Annotated in this window: 24 protein-coding genes and 1 tRNA gene; 10 read left to right on the plus strand and 15 right to left on the minus strand. The window is 65.2% G+C overall.

Translation table 11 applies throughout. The features are described from left to right. The 4 genes from JQ616_RS31695 to JQ616_RS31710 form a co-directional block, all read right to left on the minus strand. Entirely contained in the window at positions 1–567 is a 567-nt protein-coding gene (locus JQ616_RS31695) for a F0F1 ATP synthase subunit B (protein ID WP_212021554.1), read from the minus strand. 91 nt (positions 568–658) lie between these two features. Continuing rightward, positions 659–889 carry a F0F1 ATP synthase subunit C gene (locus JQ616_RS31700; RefSeq protein WP_016847054.1) on the minus strand — a complete coding sequence of 77 codons (231 nt, stop codon included), beginning with the start codon at positions 887–889 and terminating at the stop codon, positions 659–661. 55 nt (positions 890–944) lie between these two features. After that, entirely contained in the window at positions 945–1,694 is a 750-nt protein-coding gene (locus JQ616_RS31705) for a F0F1 ATP synthase subunit A (protein ID WP_212021556.1), read from the minus strand. Between the two features lie 71 nt (positions 1,695–1,765). Further along, the gene (locus JQ616_RS31710; RefSeq protein WP_212021558.1) at positions 1,766–2,137 is read right to left on the minus strand and encodes an AtpZ/AtpI family protein; all 372 of its coding nucleotides are present in this window, start codon (positions 2,135–2,137) and stop codon (positions 1,766–1,768) included. Between the two features lie 275 nt (positions 2,138–2,412). Between JQ616_RS31710 and JQ616_RS31715 the strand changes: the two genes are divergently transcribed. The 3 genes from JQ616_RS31715 (at position 2,413) to JQ616_RS31725 (ending at position 4,202) form a co-directional block, all read left to right on the plus strand. After that, entirely contained in the window at positions 2,413–3,036 is a 624-nt protein-coding gene (locus JQ616_RS31715; protein WP_212021560.1) for a 2-hydroxychromene-2-carboxylate isomerase, read from the plus strand. Positions 3,037–3,067: 31 nt separating this feature from the next. Next, positions 3,068–3,577, plus strand: a complete 510-nt coding sequence (locus JQ616_RS31720) for a hypothetical protein (RefSeq protein ID WP_212021562.1) — start codon at positions 3,068–3,070, stop codon at positions 3,575–3,577. Between the two features lie 151 nt (positions 3,578–3,728). Then, the gene (locus JQ616_RS31725) at positions 3,729–4,202 is read left to right on the plus strand and encodes a secondary thiamine-phosphate synthase enzyme YjbQ (protein ID WP_212021570.1); all 474 of its coding nucleotides are present in this window, start codon (positions 3,729–3,731) and stop codon (positions 4,200–4,202) included. A gap of 80 nt (positions 4,203–4,282) precedes the next feature. Here JQ616_RS31725 and JQ616_RS31730 read toward each other — a convergent pair whose 3' ends face one another. Further along, on the minus strand, positions 4,283–5,908 hold the full coding sequence (locus JQ616_RS31730; protein WP_212021718.1) for an MFS transporter: 1,626 nt from the start codon (positions 5,906–5,908) through the stop codon (positions 4,283–4,285). Between the two features lie 349 nt (positions 5,909–6,257). Here JQ616_RS31730 and JQ616_RS31735 point away from each other — a divergent pair, with 349 nt between their 5' ends. Then, a complete protein-coding gene (locus JQ616_RS31735; protein ID WP_212021572.1) occupies positions 6,258–6,932 on the plus strand; it encodes a response regulator in 675 nt (224 codons plus the stop codon). Position 6,933: 1 nt separating this feature from the next. Here JQ616_RS31735 and JQ616_RS31740 read toward each other — a convergent pair whose 3' ends face one another. Next, positions 6,934–7,569: a helix-turn-helix transcriptional regulator gene (locus JQ616_RS31740; protein WP_212021574.1), complete on the minus strand. Its 636-nt coding sequence runs from the start codon at positions 7,567–7,569 to the stop codon at positions 6,934–6,936. A gap of 94 nt (positions 7,570–7,663) precedes the next feature. On the opposite strand from JQ616_RS31740, the gene JQ616_RS31745 reads away from it, so the two are divergent. Continuing rightward, positions 7,664–9,085, plus strand: coding sequence for an MFS transporter (locus tag JQ616_RS31745; protein WP_212021576.1), 1,422 nt, complete (start codon positions 7,664–7,666; stop codon positions 9,083–9,085). 2 nt (positions 9,086–9,087) lie between these two features. Here the strand turns inward: JQ616_RS31745 and JQ616_RS31750 are convergent, their stop codons facing one another. The 6 genes from JQ616_RS31750 to JQ616_RS31775 all read right to left on the minus strand — a co-directional run bounded on the left by JQ616_RS31750 (position 9,088) and on the right by JQ616_RS31775 (position 18,993). Continuing rightward, positions 9,088–12,597 carry a PAS domain-containing hybrid sensor histidine kinase/response regulator gene (locus JQ616_RS31750; RefSeq protein ID WP_212021578.1) on the minus strand — a complete coding sequence of 1,170 codons (3,510 nt, stop codon included), beginning with the start codon at positions 12,595–12,597 and terminating at the stop codon, positions 9,088–9,090. 114 nt (positions 12,598–12,711) lie between these two features. Continuing rightward, positions 12,712–13,941: a 5-aminolevulinate synthase gene (gene hemA / locus JQ616_RS31755; RefSeq protein WP_212021580.1), complete on the minus strand. Its 1,230-nt coding sequence runs from the start codon at positions 13,939–13,941 to the stop codon at positions 12,712–12,714. 180 nt (positions 13,942–14,121) lie between these two features. After that, positions 14,122–15,186 (minus strand): MBL fold metallo-hydrolase, encoded by a 1,065-nt coding sequence (locus tag JQ616_RS31760; protein WP_212021582.1) that lies wholly within the window; start codon positions 15,184–15,186, stop codon positions 14,122–14,124. Positions 15,187–15,317: 131 nt separating this feature from the next. Then, the gene (locus JQ616_RS31765; RefSeq protein WP_212021585.1) at positions 15,318–17,462 is read right to left on the minus strand and encodes a methyl-accepting chemotaxis protein; all 2,145 of its coding nucleotides are present in this window, start codon (positions 17,460–17,462) and stop codon (positions 15,318–15,320) included. A gap of 239 nt (positions 17,463–17,701) precedes the next feature. Further along, positions 17,702–18,445, minus strand: coding sequence for an outer membrane protein (locus JQ616_RS31770; protein ID WP_212021587.1), 744 nt, complete (start codon positions 18,443–18,445; stop codon positions 17,702–17,704). A 227-nt stretch (positions 18,446–18,672) separates the two neighbouring features. Then, a complete protein-coding gene (locus tag JQ616_RS31775) occupies positions 18,673–18,993 on the minus strand; it encodes a hypothetical protein (protein ID WP_212021589.1) in 321 nt (106 codons plus the stop codon). A gap of 98 nt (positions 18,994–19,091) precedes the next feature. Between JQ616_RS31775 and JQ616_RS39705 the strand changes: the two genes are divergently transcribed. Continuing rightward, a complete protein-coding gene (locus JQ616_RS39705) occupies positions 19,092–19,217 on the plus strand; it encodes a hypothetical protein (protein ID WP_283812690.1) in 126 nt (41 codons plus the stop codon). Positions 19,218–19,249: 32 nt separating this feature from the next. Here JQ616_RS39705 and JQ616_RS31780 read toward each other — a convergent pair whose 3' ends face one another. Beyond that, entirely contained in the window at positions 19,250–19,636 is a 387-nt protein-coding gene (locus tag JQ616_RS31780) for a winged helix-turn-helix transcriptional regulator (RefSeq protein ID WP_212021591.1), read from the minus strand. Between the two features lie 127 nt (positions 19,637–19,763). On the opposite strand from JQ616_RS31780, the gene JQ616_RS31785 reads away from it, so the two are divergent. Beyond that, complete coding sequence (locus tag JQ616_RS31785; protein ID WP_212021592.1) at positions 19,764–20,753, plus strand: zinc-dependent alcohol dehydrogenase family protein; 990 nt, start codon at positions 19,764–19,766, stop codon at positions 20,751–20,753. Positions 20,754–20,798: 45 nt separating this feature from the next. On the opposite strand, the gene JQ616_RS31790 is transcribed toward JQ616_RS31785, so the two are convergent. Next, a complete protein-coding gene (locus JQ616_RS31790; RefSeq protein ID WP_212021593.1) occupies positions 20,799–21,674 on the minus strand; it encodes an MBL fold metallo-hydrolase in 876 nt (291 codons plus the stop codon). A gap of 147 nt (positions 21,675–21,821) precedes the next feature. Between JQ616_RS31790 and JQ616_RS31795 the strand changes: the two genes are divergently transcribed. Continuing rightward, positions 21,822–22,709, plus strand: coding sequence for a LysR family transcriptional regulator (locus JQ616_RS31795; protein ID WP_212021596.1), 888 nt, complete (start codon positions 21,822–21,824; stop codon positions 22,707–22,709). 57 nt (positions 22,710–22,766) lie between these two features. Here JQ616_RS31795 and JQ616_RS31800 read toward each other — a convergent pair. Next, positions 22,767–22,841, minus strand: a tRNA-Thr gene (locus tag JQ616_RS31800). Positions 22,842–23,040: 199 nt separating this feature from the next. Between JQ616_RS31800 and JQ616_RS31805 the strand changes: the two genes are divergently transcribed. Together JQ616_RS31805 and JQ616_RS31810 are read left to right on the plus strand one after the other, a co-directional pair. After that, entirely contained in the window at positions 23,041–23,355 is a 315-nt protein-coding gene (locus JQ616_RS31805) for a hypothetical protein (RefSeq protein ID WP_349630075.1), read from the plus strand. Positions 23,356–23,397: 42 nt separating this feature from the next. Continuing rightward, positions 23,398–25,095: an FAD-dependent oxidoreductase gene (locus tag JQ616_RS31810; protein WP_212021598.1), complete on the plus strand. Its 1,698-nt coding sequence runs from the start codon at positions 23,398–23,400 to the stop codon at positions 25,093–25,095.

Below are 25,095 nucleotides of genomic sequence, written 5' to 3' on the forward strand. Positions count from 1 at the left end.
CTATCCCTTCAGCGACGCGTCGACGGCGCTGTTGACCGCATTGGCGTCCGGCGTGACGCCGGAAAGTTGCTGGACGATGGCGCCGGCCGCATCCGCCGCGATGCCGCGGACGTTGCTCATGGCATTGGTCCGGGTCGTTGCGATCTGCTTCTCGGCGTCGGCGAGCTTGGCCGCCAGCTTCTCTTCCAGCGCCTTGCGCTCGGCTTCCGAGGCCGCGTTCAGCTTCTCGCGGGTCTCGTTGCCGATCGCCTGCGCGTTGGCGCGCGCATTCGCCAGCTCGGTTTCATAGGCCTTCAGCGCCGCGTCGGACTCGTCCTTCAGCTTCTGCGCCTCGGCCAGATCGCCCTCGATCTTGTTCTGGCGTGCATCGATCGTCCCGCCGACCCGCGGCAAAGCGATACGCGACACGATCAGATAGAGCGCGACAAATGCAATCGCCAGCGACACCAGCTGCGAGGCGTAGTTGGACGAGTCGAACGGCGGAAAGGCTCCGCCGTGATGTCCGCCTTCAGCCTCGGTGTGGGCGCCGGCCGCCTGGCCTTTTGCCTCGCCATGACTCTCAGCCATGGTGTTCTCCTGTTGCTGTCATGCGCGCCGCCCTTGGTATGACCTTTGGGCGGCGCGACAGGTTACCGCTAAAGCGGAACCGGGGTGCCGCTCAGAGCGGAACGAACAGCAGAAGCAGCGCGATCAGCAGCGAGAAGATGCCGAGCGCTTCGGTCACGGCGAAGCCGAAGATCAGGTTGCCGAACTGGCCCTGAGCGGCCGAGGGGTTACGCACCGCAGCGGCGAGGTAGTTGCCGAAGATGATGCCGACGCCGACGCCCGCGCCGCCCATGCCGATGCACGCGATGCCCGCGCCGATAAGTTTTGCTGCTGCCGGTTCCATTTGTAGCTCCTTGAGAAAGATAGACAGATTGGTGGGTGGAGATTCCCCGGACCGCTTAGTGTCCCGGATGAATGGCGTCGTTGAGGTAGATGCAGGTCAGGATCGCGAACACGTAGGCCTGCAGGAACGCGACCAGCAGTTCGAGCGCATACAGCGCAATCGTGAGCGCCAGCGGCAGCACGCCGCCGACCCAGCCGAGCGCGCCCAGCGAGAAGCCGAGCATCGCGACGAAGCCCGCGAACACCTTGAGTGCGATGTGGCCGGCCAGCATGTTGGCGAACAGACGAACGCTATGGGAAACCGGCCGCAGGAAGAACGACAGGACCTCGATGAACATGACCAGCGGCAGGATGTAGATCGGAACGCCGGAGGGGACGAAGATCTTGAAGAATTTCAGACCGTTCTTGTAGAGGCCGTAGATCAGGACGGTGAAGAACACCAGCAGCGCAAGAGCTGCGGTGACGATCAGATGGCTCGAGATCGTGAAGGTGTAGGGGATGACACCCACGAGGTTCGAGACGCAAAGGAACATGAAGATCGAGAAGATCAGCGGGAAGAACTTCATGCCTTCCGCGCCGGCCGTGCTGCGAATCGTGGTGGCCACGAATTCGTAGGAGATCTCGGCGACCGACTGCAGCCGTCCCGGAACCAGGTCCCGGCCGCTCGCCAGCATCAGCAGCGCAATCAAGAGCACCGCGATGAACATGTAGAGCGACGAATTGGTGAAGGCGATCGTGTGATTGCCGATGTGGCCGAGCGTGAAGAGGGGCTCGATATTGAACTGGTGGATCGGGTCGATTTTCATCCGCGCGGCTCTTGGTCCACCGGCCATCGTGCCGGTAATCGAATTTCAAATGTCGTGACTTCCGTCAGCGCTCAACGCTTACCCGAGGCCACGCCCGCGGACCTCACCACGTTGACCACGCCGGCGACAAAGCCGAGCAGCGTTAACACGATGAATCCGAATGGCGACGTCGACAGCAAACGGTCGACCCCCCAGCCAAGCGCCGCTCCGACGGCAACGCCCGCGATCAGCTCCGAGGAAAGACGAAAACCGAGCGCCATCGCCGAAGCTCTGGCCGCACTGTCCCCGCTTTCATTATCGGATTGATCAGTCTTGCTCCTGCGGCTGTCGCGAATTTCTGACAACCGATGATCGAGACTTCCGAGCCTTGCGGAAAGCGCAGCTTCGTCAGGAGGCGATTGATCGCGACTTCCACCTGCGCCGTGGTTGGTGTTCTCAGCCATGCTGCAAACACTAACCGATGCCGCGGATGATGGAAATTGCGCCCGTCCCCGTCAAAAGCCGCGCGGACCATACTTACCGCGTCTAATCAAGTCAAGATTGCGTCGTAACCAGTTATTGCTTTGATTTTGCTGATTTTATTTGAAGATATTCAATGTCAGAGTGACGCAGTGATCGCAGTGCAACAGCTTGCGTGGCATTGAGCGATATTGCCTGGCTTCTCGTGCTCTGCTGGGATCAGCGAAAGTCCCAACCTCTTATGCAGTCAAGGTTCCGCATGCCGCGCCAGATCGACTACTACTTCTCGCTGCAATCACCCTGGGCCTATATCGGCCACAAGCCTTTCACTCGGCTCGTAAGCACTTACGATCTCAAGGTAAATTACCGGCCCGTGCTGCTGGTCGATTTGTTCTCGGAGACCGGTGGGCTGCCGCTCGCCCAGCGCCATCCGGTGCGGCAGCGCTACCGGATGATCGAGTTGCAGCGCTGGCGCGACAAGCGCGGACTGAATTTCCACCTGCAGCCGGCCAACTGGCCGTTCAATGGGCGCCTCGCCGATGGCGTGGTGATCGCGATGCTCGAAGCCGGGCTTGATCCTGAGCCGTTCTTGCAACGCGCCTATCCCGCGGTGTGGGAGCTTGAGCTGAACCTTGCCGATCCAGCGACGCTGGTGAAGCTCGCCGACGATGTGGGCCTGCCTGGCCGGCAACTGGTGGAGCGCTCGGGCTCCGATGCGATCGGCGCGGCCTATGAGCAGAATCGCCAGAATGCACTGGACACCGACGTTTTTGGCTCGCCCGGATATGTGCTCGACGGCGAGGTATTCTGGGGCCAGGACCGGATCGAATTGCTCGAGGACGCGTTGAAGTCAGGCCGCAAGCCCTATAGCTCTGTGGTCTAGGGCAGGAATTCAGGTTGAGGCGGAGCAGGCCATGCCCATCGCGATGTCGCCGTCGAAATTGTCCATCGCAATTGTTGCCCTGCTGATCTCGAGCGGCGCGGGCTCCGCGCAAACCGCGCCCGATACCGAGAATGGCCGCTACGCGTTGTCTCCGGCCGGCGAGGGATTCCTGCGGCTCGATACGCGCACCGGCGCAGTGTCGACCTGCACCAATTCCAGCGCCGGCTGGGCCTGTTACATGGTGCCGGACGAGCGCGCCGCGCTGGATGCCGAGATCGGGCGCCTGCAAGCCGACAATGAAAAGCTGAAGGGCGAGCTTGCGGCGCGCGCACCGTCGGCCAAGGCCGACGAGGCGTTGCCGAAATCCGATCAGCTGAAGAAGCCGGAGCCGAAAGTCGCCGAAGGCGAACGCAAGATCGAGATCCCGCTGCCGAGCGACCGCGACATGGACCGCATGATGTCGTTCGTGGAGCGGGCATGGCGGCGGCTGATCGAGATGGCCAACCGCGTGCAGCGTGACGTCAATGGCGGCAAGATTTGAGGCTGCTTGCGCAGTGTCGTCCCGGCGAAGGCCGGGACCCATAACCACCGATGCACATTGACTGCGAAAGATATCAACTCCGAGTCTTCGAACTTGAAGGGCCGCGGCGTATGGGTCCCGGCCTTCGCCGGGACGACGTGAGAAAGTACAGATGAACTCACCGAGAAAAACGGTCCGCTCGGCGCTATCCTCCGTCGCGGCAACAAGCGTTGTCTCCTCTCGCCTGACGATCGAAACCCCGGGCGCAGGCTTTACCGACATCACGCGCGAGGTCGCGAAATTCCTGCGCGAGGCGCGCGCCGGCGAGGGGGCGGTGACGCTGTTCATCCGTCACACCTCGGCTTCGCTGACGATCCAGGAGAATGCCGACCCGACGGTACTGGTCGACCTGATGACGGCGCTCGATCGCGCGGCCCCCGAAGACGGCGGCTGGCGTCACGACACCGAAGGCCCCGACGACATGCCGGCGCACATCAAGACCATGCTGACGGCGACCTCGCTGCAGGTCCCCGTGCTCGGCGGCGAGATGGCGCTCGGCACCTGGCAGGGCATCTATCTGATCGAACATCGCGCCCGGCCGCACCGGCGCGAGATCGTGCTGCAATTCATCGGCGCCACACGCTGACGCGGTCGCGTCGTCGCTTAAAAACGACATCGGCCGCGGATCGCTCCGCGGCCGATGCATGTTGACCGAGATGTCGACGGTCAGGTCTTGGTGATGTCGACGTCCTTGGTTTCCGGAATGAACAGCGCGCCGACCACGACGGTGATTGCCGCGAAGATGATCGGATACCAGAGACCGGAGTAGATATCGCCGGTCGAGGCGGTGATCGCGAACGCGGTCGCCGGGAGCAGGCCGCCGAACCAGCCGTTGCCGATATGATAGGGCAGCGACATCGAGGTGTAGCGGATGCGGGTCGGGAACAGCTCGACCAGCATGGCGGCGATCGGGCCGTAGACCATGGTGACGTAGAGCACCAGGATGAACAGCAGTCCGATGATCGCAGCCACCTGCGGACGGAACACGTCGAACGGATGCGACATCTTCACGATGCCGGCGTCACCCGGCTTCGGATAGCCCGCCGCCTGCACCGCCGCGAGGATGGCGGGGTTCGACGTCTTGGCGTCCGTGTACGGCACCTCCTTGTCGTTGACCATGACCTTCACCGGCGAGCCGGCCGGGCCAGGCACGGTGGAGTACTTCACCGACGACTGGGCGAGGAAGGCGCGGGCGGTGTCGCAGGGCGCCGTGAAGACACGGGTGCCGACCGGGTTGAACAGATCGCCGCAGCCGGCGGGATCCGCAACGACCTGCACCTTGACCGTCTCATAGGCCTTTTCCAGCGCCGGATTGGCGTTGGTCGTGATCATCTTGAAGATCGGGAACAGCGTGAGTGCACCGATCAGGCAGCCCGCCAGGATGATCGGCTTGCGGCCGATCTTGTCCGACAGCGCGCCGAACACCAGGAAGAAGCCGGTGCCGAGCAGGAGCGACCAGGCGATCAAGAGGTTGGCGGTGTAGCCGTCGACCTTGAGGATCGCTTGCAGGAAGAACAGCGCATAGAACTGGCCCGTGTACCAGATCACCGCCTGGCCCATGGTCAAGCCGAGCAGCGCGAGGATCACGATCTTGGCGTTGCTCCAGGTCCCGAAGGCTTCGGTCAGCGGCGCCTTGGAGGTCTTGCCCTCGTCCTTCATCCGCTGGAACACCGGCGATTCATTCAACCGCAGACGAATCCAGACCGAGATGCCGAGCAGCAGCACCGACACCAGGAACGGAATGCGCCAGCCCCATTCCGCGAAGTCCTTCTCACCGGTGAAGCTTCGGGTGAACAGGATCACCAGCAGCGACAGGAACAGGCCGAGCGTTGCCGTGGTCTGGATGAACGAGGTGTAGTAGCCGCGCTTGCCCTGCGGCGCATGCTCGGCGACATAGGTCGCGGCACCGCCATATTCGCCGCCGAGCGCGAGGCCCTGCAGCAGGCGCAGCGAGATCAGGATGATCGGCGCCGCGATGCCGATGGTCTTGGCGTTGGGCAGCAGGCCGACGATGAAGGTCGACAGGCCCATGATCAGGATGGTGACGAGGAAGGTGTATTTGCGGCCGACGATGTCGCCGACCCGGCCGAACACGATCGCGCCGAACGGACGCACCAGGAAGCCGGCGGCGAAGGCCAGCAGTGCGAAGATATCGCGGGTTGCCGGCGGATAGTCGGAGAAGAACTGCGCGCCGATGATGCCGGCCAGCGAACCGTAAAGATAGAAGTCGTACCACTCGAACACGGTGCCGAGCGACGACGCGAGGATGACGAAACGCTCATCCTTGGTCATGCCGGCGGGCCGCGCCGAAGTTGCAGTCATTGTGGACATCTGGATAGCTCCCCCCGAATTATTGCTGCCACGCGAGCCCCGCCTGGCCAGGCTCGAATGAGCCCGAAGCTTCATTTCAAGGTAACATTGCTGCGAAACCCGCCCCAATAAGACTTTTGGCTTTTGCACGCTTGAACTTATCTTCAAGGGAGAGAATTGAATGGAACGCCCCCGCGTGCGTCTGTTGCGGCGCACAAGCTCGGCGGGTTAACTGCGTTGGCATCTGGCATTATCAAGCACTTGCGTGATACTGCCGCGCGGGCGACAACCGAATGGCGCGGGTTTGCCAAGACCCGCTTGTGGGACTGAGATGACTGCTGCTGCCAATACTCATCTTGTCATCGCCGACGACCATCCGCTGTTCCGCGATGCGTTGCGCCAGGCGGTGGGAAGCGTCGTGAGCTCGGCCACGATCAGCGAGGCCGGATCGTTCGAGGACCTGACCGCGCTGTTGGAACGGGACTCCGAGGTCGACCTGATCCTGCTCGATCTGAGCATGCCTGGGATCAGCGGCTTTTCCGGCCTGATCTATCTGCGGGCGCAATATCCGGCGATCCCGGTGGTCATCGTCTCCGCCAGTGACGATGCCGGAACCATCCGCCGTTCGCTGGATTTCGGTGCCTCCGGTTTCATCCCCAAGCGCTTTGGCGTCGAGACGCTGCGCGATGCCATCATGAAGGTGATGGAGGGCGACGTCTGGGTTCCGCCGGATACCGACCTGTCGGCGGCCGGCGATCCCGACATGACGCGGTTGCGCGACCGCCTGGTGACGCTGACCCCGCAGCAGGTGCGGGTGCTGATGATGTTGTCCGAGGGGCTGCTGAACAAGCAGATCGCCTATGAGCTCGGCGTCTCCGAGGCGACCATCAAGGCCCATGTCTCGGCCATCCTGCAGAAGCTCGGCGTCGAAAGCCGGACGCAAGCCGTGATCGCCGCCGCCAAGATCGCCGGCGGCCAGTGGCGCCAGGGCACGCCGTCGAGCTGACTTATGCGGCCGGCATGATCCGATACGCACAGCGCCGGGCACCGGCCAGGATGTGGTCGACGCGCTCGACCATGACATTCTTGCCGAGCACGGCGCGAAACACGGCAAGCTCGGAGCGGCAGAGGCCCTGACAGGCGGTTGCCGCCGCGCAGATCGGGCAGTGGTTCTCGATCAGCAGGAAGCCGCCGGCATCCCTGACCACGCTTGCCATGTAGCCTTCGCGGCTCCGGATCCGGGCGAGTGCCGTGAGCTTCTGTCGGAGTGAACCCTCCGTTCCGATCGCCTCGCGATAGTCGGCAATGCTGGCGCGTTCGCGATGCGCGATCAGGGTCTCCAGACCGCGCTCGCCGAACACCTCGTGCATCGACCGCAAAAGGTCCAGCGTGAGGTCGGAGTGGCGGTCCGGGAAGCGCGCGTGGCCTTGTTCCGTCAGAAGCCAATATTTCCGCGGCCGTCCGCGTCCTTCGCGTTGGTCGCTGCTTTCGACAAGGCCAGCCGCTTCGAGTTTGAGCAGGTGCTGGCGTGCACCCGCGGGCGTCATGTCGAGGCGAGATCCGACCTCGCCGGCGGTCTGCCGGCCGCGCGTCTTCAGTTCGAACAGGATGCGATCCTGGCTGTTTGTGTCGTCTTGACTCATTGGCCTATTTTAGAAACAAGATGCTATCTAAAATAACCGGAGATGCGGCCGCAGGCAACTGCCCTTGGCGCCAGTCCGGAAGGAGAACTCCGACATGGAGCAACAAGAAGTTCGCGAGGGGTGGCAATCGCTGCTCAAGCGCGAGTGGATCCCGACACTGGCCATCCTGCTCGGCGGCGTGCTGCTGCAATCCATGAACGTGCTGATGCTGACGACGGTGCTGCCGTCGATCGTCGGTGAACTCGGCGGCGTCGCCATGCTGAGTTGGCCGACCACCGCCTATCTGGCATCTTCCATTGTCGCGGCAAGCTGTGTCGGCGTGCTCTCCACGGCGCTCGGCGCTCGGCAGGTCTACTGCATGGGCGTTGCGATCTTCGGCGTCGGCGCCGTGCTGTGTTCGCTGGCCCCCGCCATGGGCTGGATCGTGGCCGGCCGGCTGATTCAGGGATTCGGCGGCGGCCTGGAGGCCGCGGTCGCCTATGTGCTGGTGCGCGGCACGTTTCCCGAGCACATGTGGTCGCGAACCATCGCGCTGATGTCGACGAGCTGGAGCATGTCGGTGCTGGTCGGTCCGCTGGTCGGCGGGATGTTCGCGCATTTCGCGAGCTGGCGCGGCGCCTTTGTCGCCAGCGCTGCGATCGCCGTCATGCTGGCGATCGCAGCGTTCTTCGTCCTGTCGCCGGTCACGGCGGCGCGGCCCGCATCGTCGGCGCGCGTGCCGCTCGGCCGTGTCGCGCTGATCTGTCTTGCGATCGCCGCGACGTCGGTCACCTCCGCTGCCGGATCGTCGTTGCTGAAGCTCGGTCTGATCGTCACCGCGATCGTCTCGTTCGCTGCGATGTTGCGGCTTGATCGCCTGGCGTCACCCCGGCTGCTGCCCGGCGATGCATTCTCCTGGCGCACCGGCACGGGTGTCGGCCTGTGGCTCGCCCTCTTGCTCTGCATCAGCTTCAGTCCGTTGCAGATCTACGTTCCGATGTTCCTTCAGCAACTGCATGGCTTCGATCCGCTTTCGGCTGGTTTCACCGTCGCCTGCGCCTCGCTGGGCTGGAGCGTCGCCTCGCTGCTGACCGCCGGCGTGTCGGCCCGCCGGGCGGACCGCCTGATGCTGATCGGTCCGGCAATCATGGCGGCGAGCCTTGTCGCGATCGGGCTGCTCGGTCCGAACGGCACCGCGTCCATCATCCTGCTGGTCGTGGCGATCGCCATGCTCGGCGCCGGCATCGGTCAGTGCTGGCCGCTGGTCGCGCATCGCATCATGGACAGCGCCAAGGCGGGCGACGAAGTGGTTGCGGCGTCATCGGTGCCGACCATCCAGCAGATGGGCTTTGCGTTTGGCGCGGCGATCGCGGGGCTGATCGCCAATGCCAGCGGCCTGTCGGCTGCGATTGCCGATGCGACGATGGCGCGTGCCGCGTTCTGGGTGCCGGTGAGCTTCGTGGTGCCGGCCATGCTCGCCGTTGCAGCCGGGCTCCGGCTGCGCGCGCTGCGCAGACCTCAAGCCGGCCCGTCGTAAGCCTATTCCGCAGCCACCATCTGCTGCGTTCGCCACTGCCCGAGCAGGGCACGCAGCGAGGCGGGCTTCACCGGCTTGTTCAGCACCGCGATGTTTTCTTCGCGCGCGGCGGCGCGCACCGCCGGGCTGCGGTCGGCGGTGATCAGGATCGCCGGGATGCCGTCGCCGAAGCGGCGGCGGATCTCGCGGATCGCGGCGACGCCGTTGCCGCGGTCGAGATGGTAGTCGACCAGCACGCCGGTGACGCGGCCGCCGGCGGCCTCGATCGCGCTGATCGCGCCGTCGGCATCGAGCACCGCGATCACCTCGGCATCCCACGCCGTCAGCAGCGTCTTCATGCCGTCGAGAATGGCGGGGTCGTTCTCGATGCAGACGATCAGCGAGCCGCTCATCGGCGTCTTCGACAGCGGGGTGGCGCTGGTGACGGCCGCGGTGTGGTTGACCGCGGTCGCGACCGGCACGGTGACCGAAAACGCCGAGCCGCCGCTGACATTGGCCGAGATTGCGATGCGGTGATTGAGCACGCGCGCCAGCCGCTCGACGATCGACAGGCCCAGGCCGAGGCCGCGGGCGATCCGGGCGCCCTGTTCGAGGCGGTGGAACTCCTTGAAGATCTCGCCGCGCTTCTGCACGGGAATGCCGACGCCGGTGTCGAAGATGCTGATCTGCAGCGTGTCGCCGCGGCGGCGGCAGCCGATCAGCACGCGGCCGCGCGGGGTATATTTGATCGCGTTGGAGATGAAGTTCTGCAACAGCCGGCGCAGCAGCGAGCGGTCGGATTCGACCGGCAGCGAGCAGGCGACGAAGCGCAGGTCGAGGCCCTTGTCGCGGGCGATCGGCATGAACTCGATCTCCAGCGAGCGCATCAGGTCCGCCATCCGGAAGCTCGTGATCGCCGGCGTCATGGCGCCGGCATCGAGTCTGGAGATATCGAGCAGCGCGCCCAGGATGTCCTCGATCGCCTCGAGCGAGTCGTCGATGTTCTCCACCAGGCGCGAATCCTCGCCGCCGTTCTGGCGCTCGACCAGGCTCGTGACATAGAGCCGCGCCGCGTTCAGCGGCTGCAGGATGTCGTGGCTGGCCGCCGCCAGGAACCGCGTCTTGGAGGCGTTGGCGTCTTCCGCGATGCCCTTGGCGAGCGCGAGCTCCGAGTTCAGTCGCGTCAGCTCCTCGGTGCGGTCGCGCACCCGCTTTTCCAGTGTCGCATTGGCGCGCTCCAGCGCCTCTGCGGCCTCGAAGCTCGGCGTGACGTCGGAGAAAGTGATGACGAGGCCGCCGCCCGGCATCCGGTTGGCGCGCACCTCGATCACCAGATGGCGGTCGGTGAAGCGTTCCAGATAGGGCTCGCCCTCGGTGGTGTAGGCACGCAGCCGCAGCTGCAGCAGGCTTTCGCCGTCGCCGGCCGCCGGCGGACTGATCGCCCCCATGAATTCGAGGATCTCGGGCAAGGGGATGCCGAGCTGCACCAGATGCGACGGCAGCGCCAGCAATTCGGAGAACTGGCGGTTGGAGCAGATCAGCTGCAGATCGGCGTCGAACACCGCGATGCCCTGGCGCACATGGTTGAGCGCGGTCTGCAGGATCTCGCGGTTGAAATGCAGCGCGGCGTGGGAGTCGTCGAGCAGTTTCAACGCGGCCTTGGCCGACACCGTCCGCCGTTGCAGCAACAGCGACATCACGAGGCGCGAGGACGCCGCGCCGATCGACGAGGCGATCAGCCGCTCGGCGTGCTGCAGCAGCTCGAAATCGGCCGGTGCTGCGGTCTGCAGCACGATGTTGCGGTCGGCGGCGAACGAGGCGAAGGCCTCCCGGGTGCGGTCGGGGCCGAGATATTGCGTCACCGTGCTCTGGATGTCCTGCACCGTCACCGTGGTGCGCCAGCGCCGGAAGCTCGGCGCGATCGGGGCCAGCGCGTTGGGCACGAACACGTCGGCCTGCAACAGCTCGATCGCGGACGGCGCGCGCGCCAGCGAGAACAGCACATAGGTGAGGATGTTGAGCGCAAGGCTCCACAGCACGCCGTGCAGCAGCGGCGGCAGGTCGGCACCGAACAGCGCCTGCGGCCGCAGCGCCTCGATCCCGAACGGCCCGTGCTGCAGCAGCATCAGGCCGGCGGTGGAGTTCTCCAGGAAGCTCGGGATGAACAGCGTGTAGAGCCACATCGCGAAGCCGACCAGCATGCCCGCCATGGCGCCGCGTGCGGTGGCCCTGCGCCAGAACAGGCCGCCGAAAAAGGCCGGCGCGAGCTGGGTGATCGCGGCAAAGGACAACAGGCCGATCGCGACCAGCTGGGTGTTGCCGAGCGCGCGGTAGTAGAAATACGCCAGCACCATGATGGCGAAGATCGAGAAGCGGCGCGCCTTGAGCAGGAAGTCGGCGAAATCCTTCTGGCCGGCGCGGGCGTCGTCGCTGCGCGGCAGCACCAGCGGCAGCACGATGTCGTTGGAGACCATGATCGACAGCGCGACGCATTCGACGATCACCATCGCGGTCGCCGCCGACAGGCCGCCGACGAACACCGCAAGGCTGAGCAATTGCGAATTGCCCTCGATCGGCAGCGCCAGCACGAACATGTCGGCGTCGACGGCGCCGAACGGGAAGATCACGAGGCCCGCGATCGCGATCGGGATCACGAAGATATTGATCACGACGAGATAGAGCGGGAACAGCCAGCGCGCCCGTGTCACCTCGGCGGGCGTCGAGTTCTCCACCACGCTGACATGGAACTGGCGCGGCAGCAGCATGATCGCGCAGAACGACAATAGCGTCATGATCAGGAAATTGCCGATCGACGGCACGTATTCGATCGCGCGCACCGCCTCCGGCGTCTTCAGGGCGCGCTCATAGAGCTCGACCGGGGAGAACATCCAGAAGGTGACGAAGGCGCCGGCGGCGATGAAGGCGACCAGCTTGACGATAGATTCAGCGGCGATCGCCAGGATCAGGCCGTGCTGGTGTTCGGTGGCGTCGGTGTGGCGGGTACCGAACAGCACCGCGAACACCGCCATCGCCAGCGTCACCATCAACGCGATGTCGCCGATCACCGGAATTTTCGAGAACGCCTGATCCTCGCTCAAGATGGTCTCGAGCGAGGAGGCCATCGCCTTCAGCTGGAGCGCGATATAGGGCACCGATCCGATGATCGCGATCAGCGCCACGGTGGCCGCGACCGCCTGGCTCTTGCCGTAGCGCGCGGCGATGAAGTCGGCGATCGAGGTGATGTTCTGCGACTTGGTCAGGGCGATCACGCGGCGGAGCAGCGGCGTGCACAGCCCGACCATCACGATCGGGCCGACATAGATCGCCAGGAAGTCGATGCTGGTGCGGGTGGCGAAGCCGACCGAGCCGAAGAAGGTCCAGGAGGTGCAGTAGATCGCCAGCGACAGCGGATAGATCCACTGGCTGGCGCGGCCGCGCGCACCCGGCGACATCCGGTCGCCGCGGCTGGCAATGAAGAACAACAATCCGATGTAGGCGAACGCCGTGGCGATAACGCCCCAGTCGTGCAGCATCGCTGCTCATCTCCTGTCCCGGCCGCCGGGAGGGCCGGGTGTCAGGATTATAACGCAAAGGGCCGGCCGCGCGATGCACGGCCGGCCCGAATTCGGGGTCGGAAACGGATAAGGTTACTCGGCGGCCAGCGTCTTCTGGTGCAGCGGCAGGCCGAGGCGGTCCCAGACCTGGAGCAGGGCTTCCGCCAGCGCGTCGATCAGGCCGTCGTCATGGTAGGGCGAGGGCGTGATGCGCAGCCGCTCGGTGCCCTTGGCGACCGTCGGGTAGTTGATCGGCTGGATGTAGATGCCGTGGTCCTCAAGCAGCAGGTCGGAGGCGCGCTTGCACTTCTCGGGGTCGCCGACGAACAGCGGCACGATATGGGTGTCGCTCGACATCACGGGCAGCCCGGCGGCGGTGAGGATCGCCTTGGTGCGGGCGGCGCGGTCCTGGTGGCGCTCGCGCTCCCAGTTCGAGGTCTTGAGGTGGCGGATCGCGGCGGTTGCGGCCGAGCAGATCGCCGGCGGCAGCGCGGTCGTGAAGATGAAGCCCGGCGCATAGGAGCGCACAGCGTCGATCACGGCGGCCTTGCCCGCGATGTAGCCGCCGAGGCAGCCGAACGCCTTGGCCAGCGTGCCTTCGAGGATATCGATCCGGTGCATCACGCCGTCGCGCTCGGCAATGCCGCCGCCGCGCGGGCCGTACATGCCGACCGCATGCACCTCGTCGACATAGGTCATGGCGCCGTATTTCTCGGCGAGATCGCAGATTTTCGCGAGCGGCGCGACGTCGCCGTCCATCGAATAGAGGCTCTCGCAAACGATCAGCTTCGGCCGGTCGGGACCGGCGGCGATCAGGAGCTCTTCGAGATGGGCAACGTCGTTGTGGCGGAATATCTGGCGGTCGCAGCCGGCCTGCCGCACGCCTTCGATCATCGAATTGTGGTTCAGCGCGTCCGACAGGATCAGGCAGTTCGGGATCAGCTTGGCGAGCGTCGAGATGCCGGTCTGGTTCGAGACATAGCCCGAGGTGAACAGCAGCGAGGCTTCCTTGCCGTGCAGGTCGGCGAGCTCGGCCTCGAGCTGCACCAGCGGATGATGGGTGCCCGCGATGTTGCGGGTGCCGCCGGCGCCGGTGCCGACCCGGGTCGCGGTCTCGACCATGGCGCCGACCACCTTGGGGTGCTGGCCCATGCCGAGATAGTCGTTGGAGCACCAGATCACGACGTTGCGGCTGCCCTTCGGCGAGTGCCAGGTCGCGTGCGGGAAGCGTCCCGCGATCCGCTCGAGGTCGGCGAACACCCGGTAGCGCCGCTCGTCATGCAGGCGGTTGAGGGCGGTGTTGAAAAACTGGTTGTAATCCATCGGCAAACCCAGAAAGCGGAACCTGACCGGAACGACTGCCTCTTCTTAGAGCTTTTCCAGCTCTAATGTCTATGCATTGGCCCACATCTGGGCATGCGGCTCAGTTGGGCAAATTGCCCTAGCCGGTCATATCGGTCTGCTTTTGCTCAAATCGCCGGGGGGCCTGCCGCCCCGCCAGGCTCAGGTGGTCCTGAAGCGCAGCACGCCGTCGTCGGCCATCTCGGCCGTCAGGCGGCCCTCGACCAGCATGTAATTGACGTGGGCAATCAGTTCGCCCGACGCGAAGCCCATCTGGTGCACATCGAGCGGGTACTTGTTGAACACCACCGGCACCAACTGCCGCGAGGTCTGCGGAACTTGCCGGCAGGCATCGGCGATCAGTCGGCAGCGCTCCTCATGGTGATCGGCGAGCTGCTTGATCCGGGTCTTCAGCCCGTAGAACGGCACGCCGTGGCCCGGCAGCACCATCACGTCATAGGGCAAAGTGGTGGTCAGGCTCGCCAGCGAGGCCAGATATTCGCCGAGCGAGTTCTGCTCGGGCTCGACCGCCCAGACGCTGACATTGGGCGAGATCTTGCTCAGCACCTGGTCGGCGGACAGGAACAGCTTGTCGGCGGCGCAATACAGCATCACCTGGTCGAGCGCATGCCCGCCGCCGGTGATCACCTTGAAGCGCCGCGTGCCGATCACGACCTCGTCGCCATGGGTGAGGCGGTGATAGGACGGCGGCAGCACCGAGACGCGCTTCAAATAGTCCTGGCCGCGGCCGAGCAGCTTCTCGGTCAAATCCTCGTCCATGCCGTGGCGGCGGAAGAACAACCGCTGCGCGCTGCGCCGCTCTTCGGTGCCGCGGTTCTGGTGATAGACCGATTGCAGATATTCCACCTGCGACATGAACAGCGGGCAGTCGAAGCGCTCGGTGATCCAGCCGGCGAGACCGACATGGTCGGGGTGCGAATGCGTCACGATCAGCCGCTTGACCTTGACGTGCTTCAGCGGTCCCTCGAACAGCGTGGTCCAGGCCGCGATCGATTCCTCATTGCCGAAACCGGCATCCACCATGGTCCAGCCGTCGCCGTCGGCGAGCAGGTAGATGTTCACATGGTTGAGGCGGAATGGCAGCTTCAGCCGCGCCCACAGCACGCCGGGCGCCACCTCGACGACCTGGTCGTGGCCGGGATGATTTTCCCACGGGTATCGCAGTGCTTCCGCGGAGGAGGGAAGGCTGTCGGTTTTCGTATGCATGCTACCGGCTTAGCGGCACATTGCCCGCCGCGCCAGCCGAAAAATCAGATAGTCGTCCGGAGAATGGGTGCCGTGGCACCCGAATTCCGTAGCCCGGATCAAACCGGGCTACGGATCGTTTGGGGGCCTTGCTAGGCGGCGCGGATGTTCGACAGGAAGCCGTCGATCTCCGAGCGCAGCACATCGGCCTCGCGGCGCAGCGCGTCGGAGGCGCTCAGCACCTCACCGGCCGCCGCGCCGGCCTCGGCCGAAGCGGTGGAGACGCCGACGATGTTGCTCGACACCTCGCTGGTGCCGCCCGCCGCATGCTGGATGTTGCGGGCGATCTCGCGGGTTGCCGCGCCCTGTTCCTCGACGGCGGCGGCGATCGCGGTGGTGACGTCGTTGATCTCGCCGATCGTGCTCGAGATGTTGCGGATCGCGGAGACGGCCGTGGTCGTCACCTCCTGCATGCTGACGATCTGCTGGCGGATCTCCTCGGTCGCCTTGGCGGTCTGGCTCGCCAGGTTCTTCACCTCGGAGGCGACGACGGCAAAGCCGCGGCCGGCCTCGCCGGCGCGCGCCGCCTCGATGGTGGCGTTGAGCGCCAAGAGATTGGTCTGCGAGGCGATGGTCTGGATCAGATCGACCACGACGCTGATGCGCGCAGCGTTGTCGGCGAGCCCCTGCATCGTGGTGTCGGTGGCGCTGGCCTCCTCGACCGCCTTGCGGGCGATCTCCGCCGAGGTGACGACCTGACGGCCGATCTCGGAGATCGACGACGACAGCTCCTCGGTGCCGGCCGACACCGTCTGGACGTTGACCGAGGTCTCCTCGGCGGCGGAGGCCACCGCGTTGACCAACGCGCTCGACTGGTCGGCGGTCGCCGACATGCTCTGCGCGGTCGACTGCATCGAGTTCGCCGCGGTCTGCAGGCTGCCGAGCGCGCTCTGGACGTTGGACTCGAACGCTGCGATCTGGGTCTCCATGCGCGAGGCGCGCTCGGCTTTGGCGGAGCGGTCCTTGTTCTGGTTGTCGGTGAGCTCGCGGCTTTCGATCATGCTCTCGCGGAACACCTGTAGCGAATCGGCCATCACGGCGATCTCGTCGCGCTGGCGGCTCTGCGGGATCTCGGTGTCGAGGTCGCCGTCGGACAGCAGCTGCATCGAGCGCTGCAGGCCACGGATGCGGCGCAGGATGTTGCGCCCGACATAGAGCCAGACGAACAGGAACGAGCCGACCAGCGTCAGCGCGCCGAGGCCGATCATGACCGTGGTTGCGAGCGAGATCTGCTGCCGTGCCTGGAAGGTCGCCGTATCGGTCTCCTTCTGCACGGCGTCGACCAGCTGCTGCACGCTGATGCCGAGCCCGACATTGAGCTTGCGGGTCTCTTCCAGGATGGTCTGGCCGTAATCGATCGAGTCGAGTTCCTTCTGGCGGACCTTGAACACGCCGGTCTTGCCTTCGCCGAGCGCGAGCAGCTTCGCGGCGGTGTCGCGCACGGCAACGATCGCCGGATTGTTCGGCAGGTCCTCGAGGTTCGACTTGACGCGCTCGCGGCCGTTCTTGAACTCGGCTTCGATCGCATCGAGCGTCTCGCTGGATGTGGCCGACAGCGCCGCGGTCATGTCGGCGGCGATCAAATTGCCGACGGAGAGCACATTGCTGATCTGGCCGACGGTACGAGCCGCTTCGGTGGCATCGTCGGCGGAGACTTCGGCCGAGGCGAGGATGGCGTTGAGCCGGGTCTGCGCATCGAGCATTGCGGGACCGGCGGCGGAGACGAAGGCGTTCTGCGCCTTGCGCAGCGCATTGTACTGCTTGTCGCGCAGCGCGCCGATGTCGAGCCGCTCATGTGCCGCCGAGATCAGGCTCTTGGTGGCCTCGTCGGTGTTCTTGACGTTCTCCTGCAGCGCGCTGACGACGGATTTGTCGGCGCCGAGCTCGATGATCTCGCCAAGCTTGGCATTGGTCTGCTGCGCGACCTCCTGCACTTTCTTGGTGCGCTCGTTCAGCGCATCCTCGCTCTGCACCGCGAGCAGGCCGGGCCCCTGGGCTGCGAGCGAGGCGCTCTGCGCGGACAGTTGCAGGCTGGCGGCAAGCCGCGGAATGTCGCGGCCGGAGAGATCACTCATGGTGCCGCCGAGCTGATGCAGTACGATGCCGGCGCCTGCACTGATCACCAGCGCCATGCCTGCGATCACGGCGAAGGCCGCGAACAGGCTGCCCCTGACGCCCATCTGCGGCAGGCGGATGCGCTTGAGATTTGGTTTGCCGAGCTTGAACCGAAACGCCATTGCCCCTGTACCCCCTGGCCAACTACCCCGGCCACTACTCTTGGATGTTTCCCCGGCGCGGGAGTATCGGTGCGGCGGGTTAACAAAATCGGGAAAATTGCGACGATCTGCAGGATTTTTAGGGGCTGCCGTGCACAGTCGCCGTTCTGGTTCGCTGTGCGGAATCGATGCACGCGATCGGACGCAAAAAGGCCGGCGCGAGCCGGCCTTTCCACTTTTGGTTGTGATCGTCCGTAACCTCAGTAGCGGCCGTAAGCGGGGCCACCAAGGTTGCCGAGGTTGAAGCGGTAGTTGAGGCCCGCCTTCACCGTGTGCTCGTCATTGTGGAAGCTGCCGTACTGCGCCAGCGCGCCCGGCGCGGTGAAGCGGCTGTCGCCGAAGTCGTAGTACTGATACTCGACCTTGGCCGACCAATTCGGTGCGAACATGTATTCGGCGCCGCCGCCGATGGTCCAGCCGTTGCTGTGGTTGTCGGTGAGCGCGAAGCCCGCCGGCACGCCGCCAAGGGTCACCGACTCATTGTTGTCGGAATAGGCGTAACCGCCCTTCACATAGATCAGGCCCGGACCCCAGGTGTAGCCGACGCGGCCGGTGATCGAGCCGATGCCGCGCTGGTTGTTGTTGTAGACATAGCCGCCCGGAAAGATCGCGTTGAGCTGATGGCCGCCGACCCAGGAATACTGGCCTTCGAGGCCGATCACCCACATCGGCGACAGCTGCCAGTCGTAGCCGGCCTGCACGCCGCCCATGAAACGGGCGTCGGAATCGGTCAGCGCGAGGCCGTTGAAATTGTTGTTGCCCGAGAACACGCCGCCGAGATGGCCGCCGAGATAGAAGCCGGTCCAGTTGTAGAGCGGCGCGGCGTAAACAGGCGCGGGCGCCTTCTGATAATAGCCGCGGTTGAAGTCGGCGGCGTGAGCGGTCGCGCCAAGGGCAGCGACGGCAACAGCTGCGGCTGCGGTTGCGAGCAGGAACTTCTTCATGGGGCAGTCTCCGGACAAGTCATGAGGCGCAGCGTGAATGGCGCCATCCATGGCCGAGGGGGTAGCCCGCATTTGAATAAAATCTCTCACCGAAAGGCGGTTTGGAGCGTTAAGTCGCACCCTTTGCGGCGAAACGTTTTGTTGTGCCTAACGAACGCTTAAGCCGGGATGAAGGAAGGCTTAATGCGCTGCGTGCGACACGCATGTCCCGCTGACCAAGCCGTCTGCTAGGTGAGCCGCTTGCGCACGTCGTCGCGCATCTGTTGGCGGAACGCCTCGCGGCGCGCGGCGCGATCCCCAACCGGAACGTCGTGGCGATCGAACACGTCGAACTTCTCCAGGATCGGATAGTGCTCGCTCGCCATCGCCAGCACGCGCAGCAGGCCGGCGACCTTTGGGGTCGGGCCGGTGACTTCCCACTTGCGCAGCTTCTCGGCACCGCCGGCCGCCGGCAGTCCGCACAGCTTCGCCATATCCGCCGCCGTCAGCTTCAGGCCGAGCGCCTCGCCGAGATGTTCGCGCAATTTTCTTAATTCTGGGCCGGTCACGCCTGGGTCCGCTCCGCGACTTTTGAAGTGTGAAGTGAGTCACATGATGTGCTCGGGGTGCGGTCTATACGCCGTGCATGCGTCTCAAGGAAATCATCATGCACGGCATCATCGAAAGCCTCAGCCCCGAACACGGACAGATCGATTGGAAATGGGTCGGCAGTGTGTTCGCGTTCTACGTCGTGCTGATGATCGGTGGGGCGGGTGCGCTGCTGGCGCATTGAAGCACGTCCTGCGACCCGACTAGCTCACTGCATCAGCTCGTGAGCGCGCCGGATTGCTCGTGAACCTGATCGGCGAGCGTCTTGCGGCCGCGCCGGTTCAGCCAACCCTGGCCCCAATCGCGGAGCTGCAGCAAGAGCGGACCAAGCGAGCGGCCCTCGTCGGTCAGGCTGTATTCCACCTTCGGCGGAATCACCGGATAGGCGGTCCGCTGGATCAGCCCGTCCTCCTCCAGCTCGCGCAATTGCTTGGTCAGCAAGCGCGGCGTGCATCCGGCCAGATGGCGGTGCAGTTCGTTGAATCGCTGCGTTCCGTCGAGCAGGTGATAGAGGATCACCGACTTCCACTTGCCATTGATCAGGTTGACCGCTGCTTCCATCGAGCAGCCGGGAACCAGATCGTATCGCCTCTGCTTCTGCATATCGTTGACACTACGCTTTAGGATAGTACCGGCCAATTTTTACAGTATAGCGCACCCGGGTACTGCTCTCCAGATGGATCAGGCCGCTGACCTCCAGTCAGTCGGCCATGACCATGAGGAGATAGGTGTGTCGAAGAGCGTCAGGTTCCATCAGGTCGGCGTTCCGGAGGTGCTGACAATCGAAACCATTCCGGTCCCGGTGCCCGGCGCCGGCGAGGTGCGCATCAAGACCAGGGCGATCGGGCTGAACCGGGCAGAGGTAATGTACCGGTCCGGTGCCTATGTGTCGGCCCCCGTATTTCCCGCGCAGCTCGGCTACGAAGCCGCCGGCATCATCGACGCCGTCGGCGATGGCGTCGACGGATTCGAGATCGGTGACGCCGTGAGCGTGATCCCGGCATTCAGCTTTGCCGAATACGGCATGTACGGTGAGGATGTGATCGCGCCGGCCCGGGCAGTCGTGAAGCATCCGCGCTCGCTGAGCTGGGAGATGGCCGCGGCCATCTGGATGCCGTTCGTCACCGTCTGGGGTGCATTGATCGACATTGCAGGGCTCACCAAGGGCGACGTCGTCGTGATCCCGGCGGCATCGAGCAGCGTCGGTCTCGCCGCCATCCAGGTCGCGCGATCGGTCGGTGCCGTGCCCGTGGCGCTGTCGCGGACGTCGTCGAAGGCCGATGAATTGAAAGCCGCAGGCGCCGCGCATGTCATCCCCACCGCCGAGCAGGATGTGACGGCCGAACTGCTGCGCATCACCGACGGCAAGGGCGCGCGCATCGTGTTCGATCCGGTCGGCGGCCCGGCGTTCCAGAAGCTGGCGCAAGCGACCGCGGTCGGCGGCATCATCTTCATCTATGGCGCGCTGAGCCCGGACGCCACGCCGCTGCCCTTGATGGCCGTGCTCGGTCGTCACCTCACCATTCGCGGCTATGAGCTGTTCGAGGTCACGTCGCGGGATGACAAGCTCAACCAGGCGAAGGCGTTCGTGCTTGAAGGCCTCGCCTCCGGGCAGTTCAGTCCGAAGATCGCGCGGACCTTTCCGTTCGAGCGCATCGTCGAAGCCCATCGCTTCCTGGAGGCGAATGCGCAAATCGGCAAGGTGGTGGTGACCGTCTGACGGTAGTGACCGTCTGAGGTCACACACCAATCTTGTGACGCAGCTCTAGATCAGCGCGGGACACCATGGCTCTTCATAAAAGTCGAACCCCGCGCCTGACCGGACGACGCGGATCAGGCCAGGGAAGTTGAGATGCGGCCCCGCGATCAGGATGTGCTCTGCGGCCGCCATGTCGAGCGTCTTCAGGCGCGTGGCGCGGGCCTGATCGGGGTCGGCGTCGAACGCGATGGTGACGTCCGGCCGCTTGATCTGCACGTCGGGCACGTGGGTGATATCGCCCCAGACCAGCAACGTATCGCGCCCCGACGATATCCTGTAGCCGCCATGGCCCGGCGTGTGGCCGGGGAGGGCGACGAACGTGATGCCCGGCACGACGTCGCCGCTTGTGATGGGGCGCAGCGCCTTGTCGTGGGTTGCGAAGGCTGCGCGGGCGAGCGCGAACATCGGTTGCATGGCTTCCGGCGCGGCATTGGCCCGGGCCATATCCGACCAGAAAGCCAGCTCGACGTCCGACAGGATCAGTTCGGCATTCGCGAACACCGGCGCGCCGTCTGTGCCGACAAGGCCGCCGATGTGGTCGGGATGCGCGTGGGTCAACAGCACCGCGTCGATCTCGCCGGGAGCAACGCCGGCGGCGGCGAGTGCGTCCGGCAGCCTGCCGCCCCAGCCGTTGAAGCCGCCACCGCCGCTGTCGATCAGCACGGTGCGCCTGCCGTCCTGCACGAGGAATGCGCTGACGCTGAAGCGCGGATCGGGCGGGCGATGTGCGGCCGCCAGCATCGCCTCGGTCTCCGCCACGGTGATGTCGGCCAGCAGCTCGAAGCTGAGATCGAGGTAGCCGTCGTTCAACACCGTGACGACGGTGTCTCCGACGCGGCGGCGGTTGAGGCCCAGGGCCTGCGAGGTTGGACGGCTGGACATGCGGATCTCCTGTTGAGGTGCGATCGCCGCTCTGTCGCATTGGAGACGGTCCGCCGGCGCAGAGCATTCGATTGCCTCATTCATGAGCCCGCTTCATTGAGAGAAAAACACGCCGTTCGGCACGTCAGAATGAACCAGGGGTTTGCAATGGACCGCCTTCTCAGCATGGGAGTGTTCGTCAAGGCCGTCGAGCTCGGCTCGTTCGCAGCCGCCGCCACTGCCTGCGGCATCTCGGCGCCGATGGCCGGCAAACACATCCGTTCCCTGGAGGCGCATCTGGGCGCGACCCTCGTGCATCGTACGACCCGCAAGATGGCGCTCAGCGATCTCGGCCGCGCCTATTTCGAGCGTTGCAAGGCGGTGCTTTCGGAGGCGCATGCGGCCGATGCCATGGTCAAGGACCATCTCGGCGCGGTCAGGGGAACGCTGCGCATCACGCTCCCCGTGATCTACGGGCGCATGCTGATCGCGCCGTTGCTGGTCCAGCTCGCGACCAAACATCCCACGCTCGATCTCGTGCTGTCGTTCAGCGACCGGCCGAGCGATCTGCTCCGCGAGGGCTACGATCTGAGTGTGCGAAGCGGACTTCCGGCCGACGGCGGTGGTCTGATCAGCCGGAAGCTTGCGGAATATCCGATGGTCGTGTGTGCCGCGCCTGACTACGCCAGTACGCGGCCGCTGCAGGAACCGGCGCAGCTCGCCGACCATCATGGCATCTTCTACAGCCGCTCGGGCCGGCCAAGACCGTGGCGCTTCCCGCGCGAGGGTGGGGCTGAGCTCGAGGTCATGCCACGCAAACGGCTGTTGCTCGACGATCTCCAGAGTATCGTCGACGCCACCGAGGCCGGAATGGGCTTCGCCTGTTTGCCGCGGTGGATTGTCGAGGATCGGCTGGAGGCTGGTCGCCTGGTGCCGGTTCTGACCGATCACGCGGCGTTGCGGTTGAGCTATTTCCTGGTCTGGCCGGAGGCCCAGTTCCTGCCACTCCGCACCCGGGTCGCGATCGATGCGATTGCCCGGCAGCTCGCAGCCTGAGCCGCGCGGCCGGGCCCGATTTCGTCGGTAAGTGACTGATGTGTCAGGGGAAAGGGATGGTGCTGCCAGACAGGATTGAACTGTCGACCTCTCCATTACCAATGGAGTGCTCTACCACTGAGCTACGGCAGCATGCCCGGGAATTAGAATCGGCCCCTCGAGGCCCGTCCAAGCGGGGCGGTTCTTGCCACAAGGCCCCCTCAGGCGCAAGCAAAAGGGTGGCCGTTAAATCGGTGGAAATTGCGCTCGGTGCTGCGGATCCCTCTGAATCCCGCCCATCTGGGCCTGATTTGGTTCCCGACTGCCGATTTGCTGCGAATCGGACGGCTTCATGCAACTGGCCGACCGGGCAGGGTGCGCGGGCATCCGCCATTGGCTATGTTCGCCTTGCGGCAGGCGACGGTTCGAGAGTTTTGCAATGACAGGCGAGCGGGACAGAGGCGGCGGGCAGGCCGGAGCCCGCGTGAAGGATTCGCGACAGGATCGTCTCAAGCTCGCGCTGCGCGAAAACCTCAAGCGGCGGAAGTCGCAGGCGCGCGGTCGTGACGATGCAGCCTCTTCCGAACTCGCCCAAGGCTCGCTAGATCACGGCTCGCTAGATGACGGCTCGCTGGATGACGCCGGCGGAAACGGGCCGGGCCGCTAACCCGACTCCTATGTGTGGTGCAAAGAGAAGCGGGACGCCGACATGGCTATCGATGAGACGACGATCAATCGGCTGAGCGCGACCGCCTACGCCTTCCCGCGCCATGAGCAGACCTTTCCGACGCTGACCGCGCACGAGATCGAGCGGATGCGCCGCTTCGGCGAGCCGCGTTCGTATCAGGACGGCGAAGCGCTGTTCGAGACCGGCACGCCGGGGCCCGGCATGTTCGTGGTGCTGTCGGGCAATGTCGCGATCACCCAGCGCGACGGCCTCGGCCATGTCACGCCGATCATCGATCAGGGGCCGGGGCAGTTTCTTGCCGAGATCGGCCAGCTCTCCGGCCGCCCGGCGCTGGTCGACGGCCATGCCGACGGTGCTGTTGAGACGCTGCTGCTGCCGCCCGAGCGGCTGCGCGCGCTGCTGGTCGCCGAGGCCGACCTTGGCGAGCGCATCATGCGTGCGCTGATCCTGCGCCGTGTCAGCTTGATCCAGGGCGGCGCCGGCGGGCCGGTGCTGATCGGCTCGGCGTCGGTCGGCAACATGGCGCCGCTGCAAAACTTCCTGGCGCGCAACGGCCAGCCGCATCACGTGCTCGATCCCGAGACCGACAAGGATGCCGCCGACCTCGTCGCGCGCTATTCGCCGACGCGCGCCGAGCTACCGCTGGTGGTCTGTCCCAACGGCACCGTGCTGCGCAATCCCTCGGAGATCGCGCTGGCGATGGCGCTCGGCATGATCGGCAACAGCGCGCAGGACAAGCTCTACGATGTCGCGGTGGTCGGCAGCGGCCCGGCCGGGCTCGCCACCGCGGTCTATGCGGCCTCCGAGGGGCTGTCGGTTGCGGTGTTCGATTCCCGCGCCTTCGGCGGCCAGGCCGGCGCCAGCATGCGGATCGAGAACTATCTGGGATTCCCGACCGGCATCTCCGGCCAGGCGCTGGCCGGCCGCGCCTTCAACCAGGCGCAGAAATTCGGCGCCGAGATGCTGATCCCGGTCTCGATCAAATCGCTGGACTGCACGCAGGCGTCGGGCGCGTTCACGCTCGCCACCGGATGCGGGCATACGCTGCGCGCCAGGTCGGTGGTGGTCGCAAGCGGCGCGCGCTACCGCCGGCCGGTGATCGACAATCTCGAGAGCTATGAGGGCCGCGGCGTCTGGTACTGGGCCTCGCCGATCGAGGCGCGGCTGTGCGCCAATCAGGACGTCGTGCTGGTCGGCGGCGGCAACTCCGCGGGCCAGGCGGCGGTGTACCTGTCGGCGCATGCACGCAAGGTCAACATGATGATCCGCGGCGGCGGGCTGGGTGCCAGCATGTCGCGCTATCTGATCGAGCGCATCGAGGCGACGCCGAATATCGAATTGATGTTCAACACTGAGGTGGTCGGGCTCGACGGCACGGAGACGCTGGAGCGCGTGCGCTGGCGCAGCCGGCTCGCGCCCGACGAGTTCACCATGGATATCCGCAATCTCTTTCTGTTCGTCGGCGCCGATCCGGCGACCGGCTGGCTCGAGGGCTGCGGCGTGCAGGTGGATCGGGGCGGCTTCGTGATGACCGGTGTGCAGAACGGCGAAGGCGCGCGCGCCGTGCCGCTGCTCGAGACCACGGTGCCCGGCGTGTTCGCGGTCGGCGACGTCCGCTCCGGCTCGGTCAAGCGCGTCGGCGGCGCCATTGGCGAAGGCGCGCAGGTCGTCGCGGCGCTGCACGGCTATCTCGCCGATGCCGGCAGTCCGTCGCTTTAG

Origin of the sequence: Bradyrhizobium tropiciagri, from assembly GCF_018130545.1 — a bacterium.
GTDB lineage: Bacteria > Pseudomonadota > Alphaproteobacteria > Rhizobiales > Xanthobacteraceae > Bradyrhizobium > Bradyrhizobium tropiciagri_A.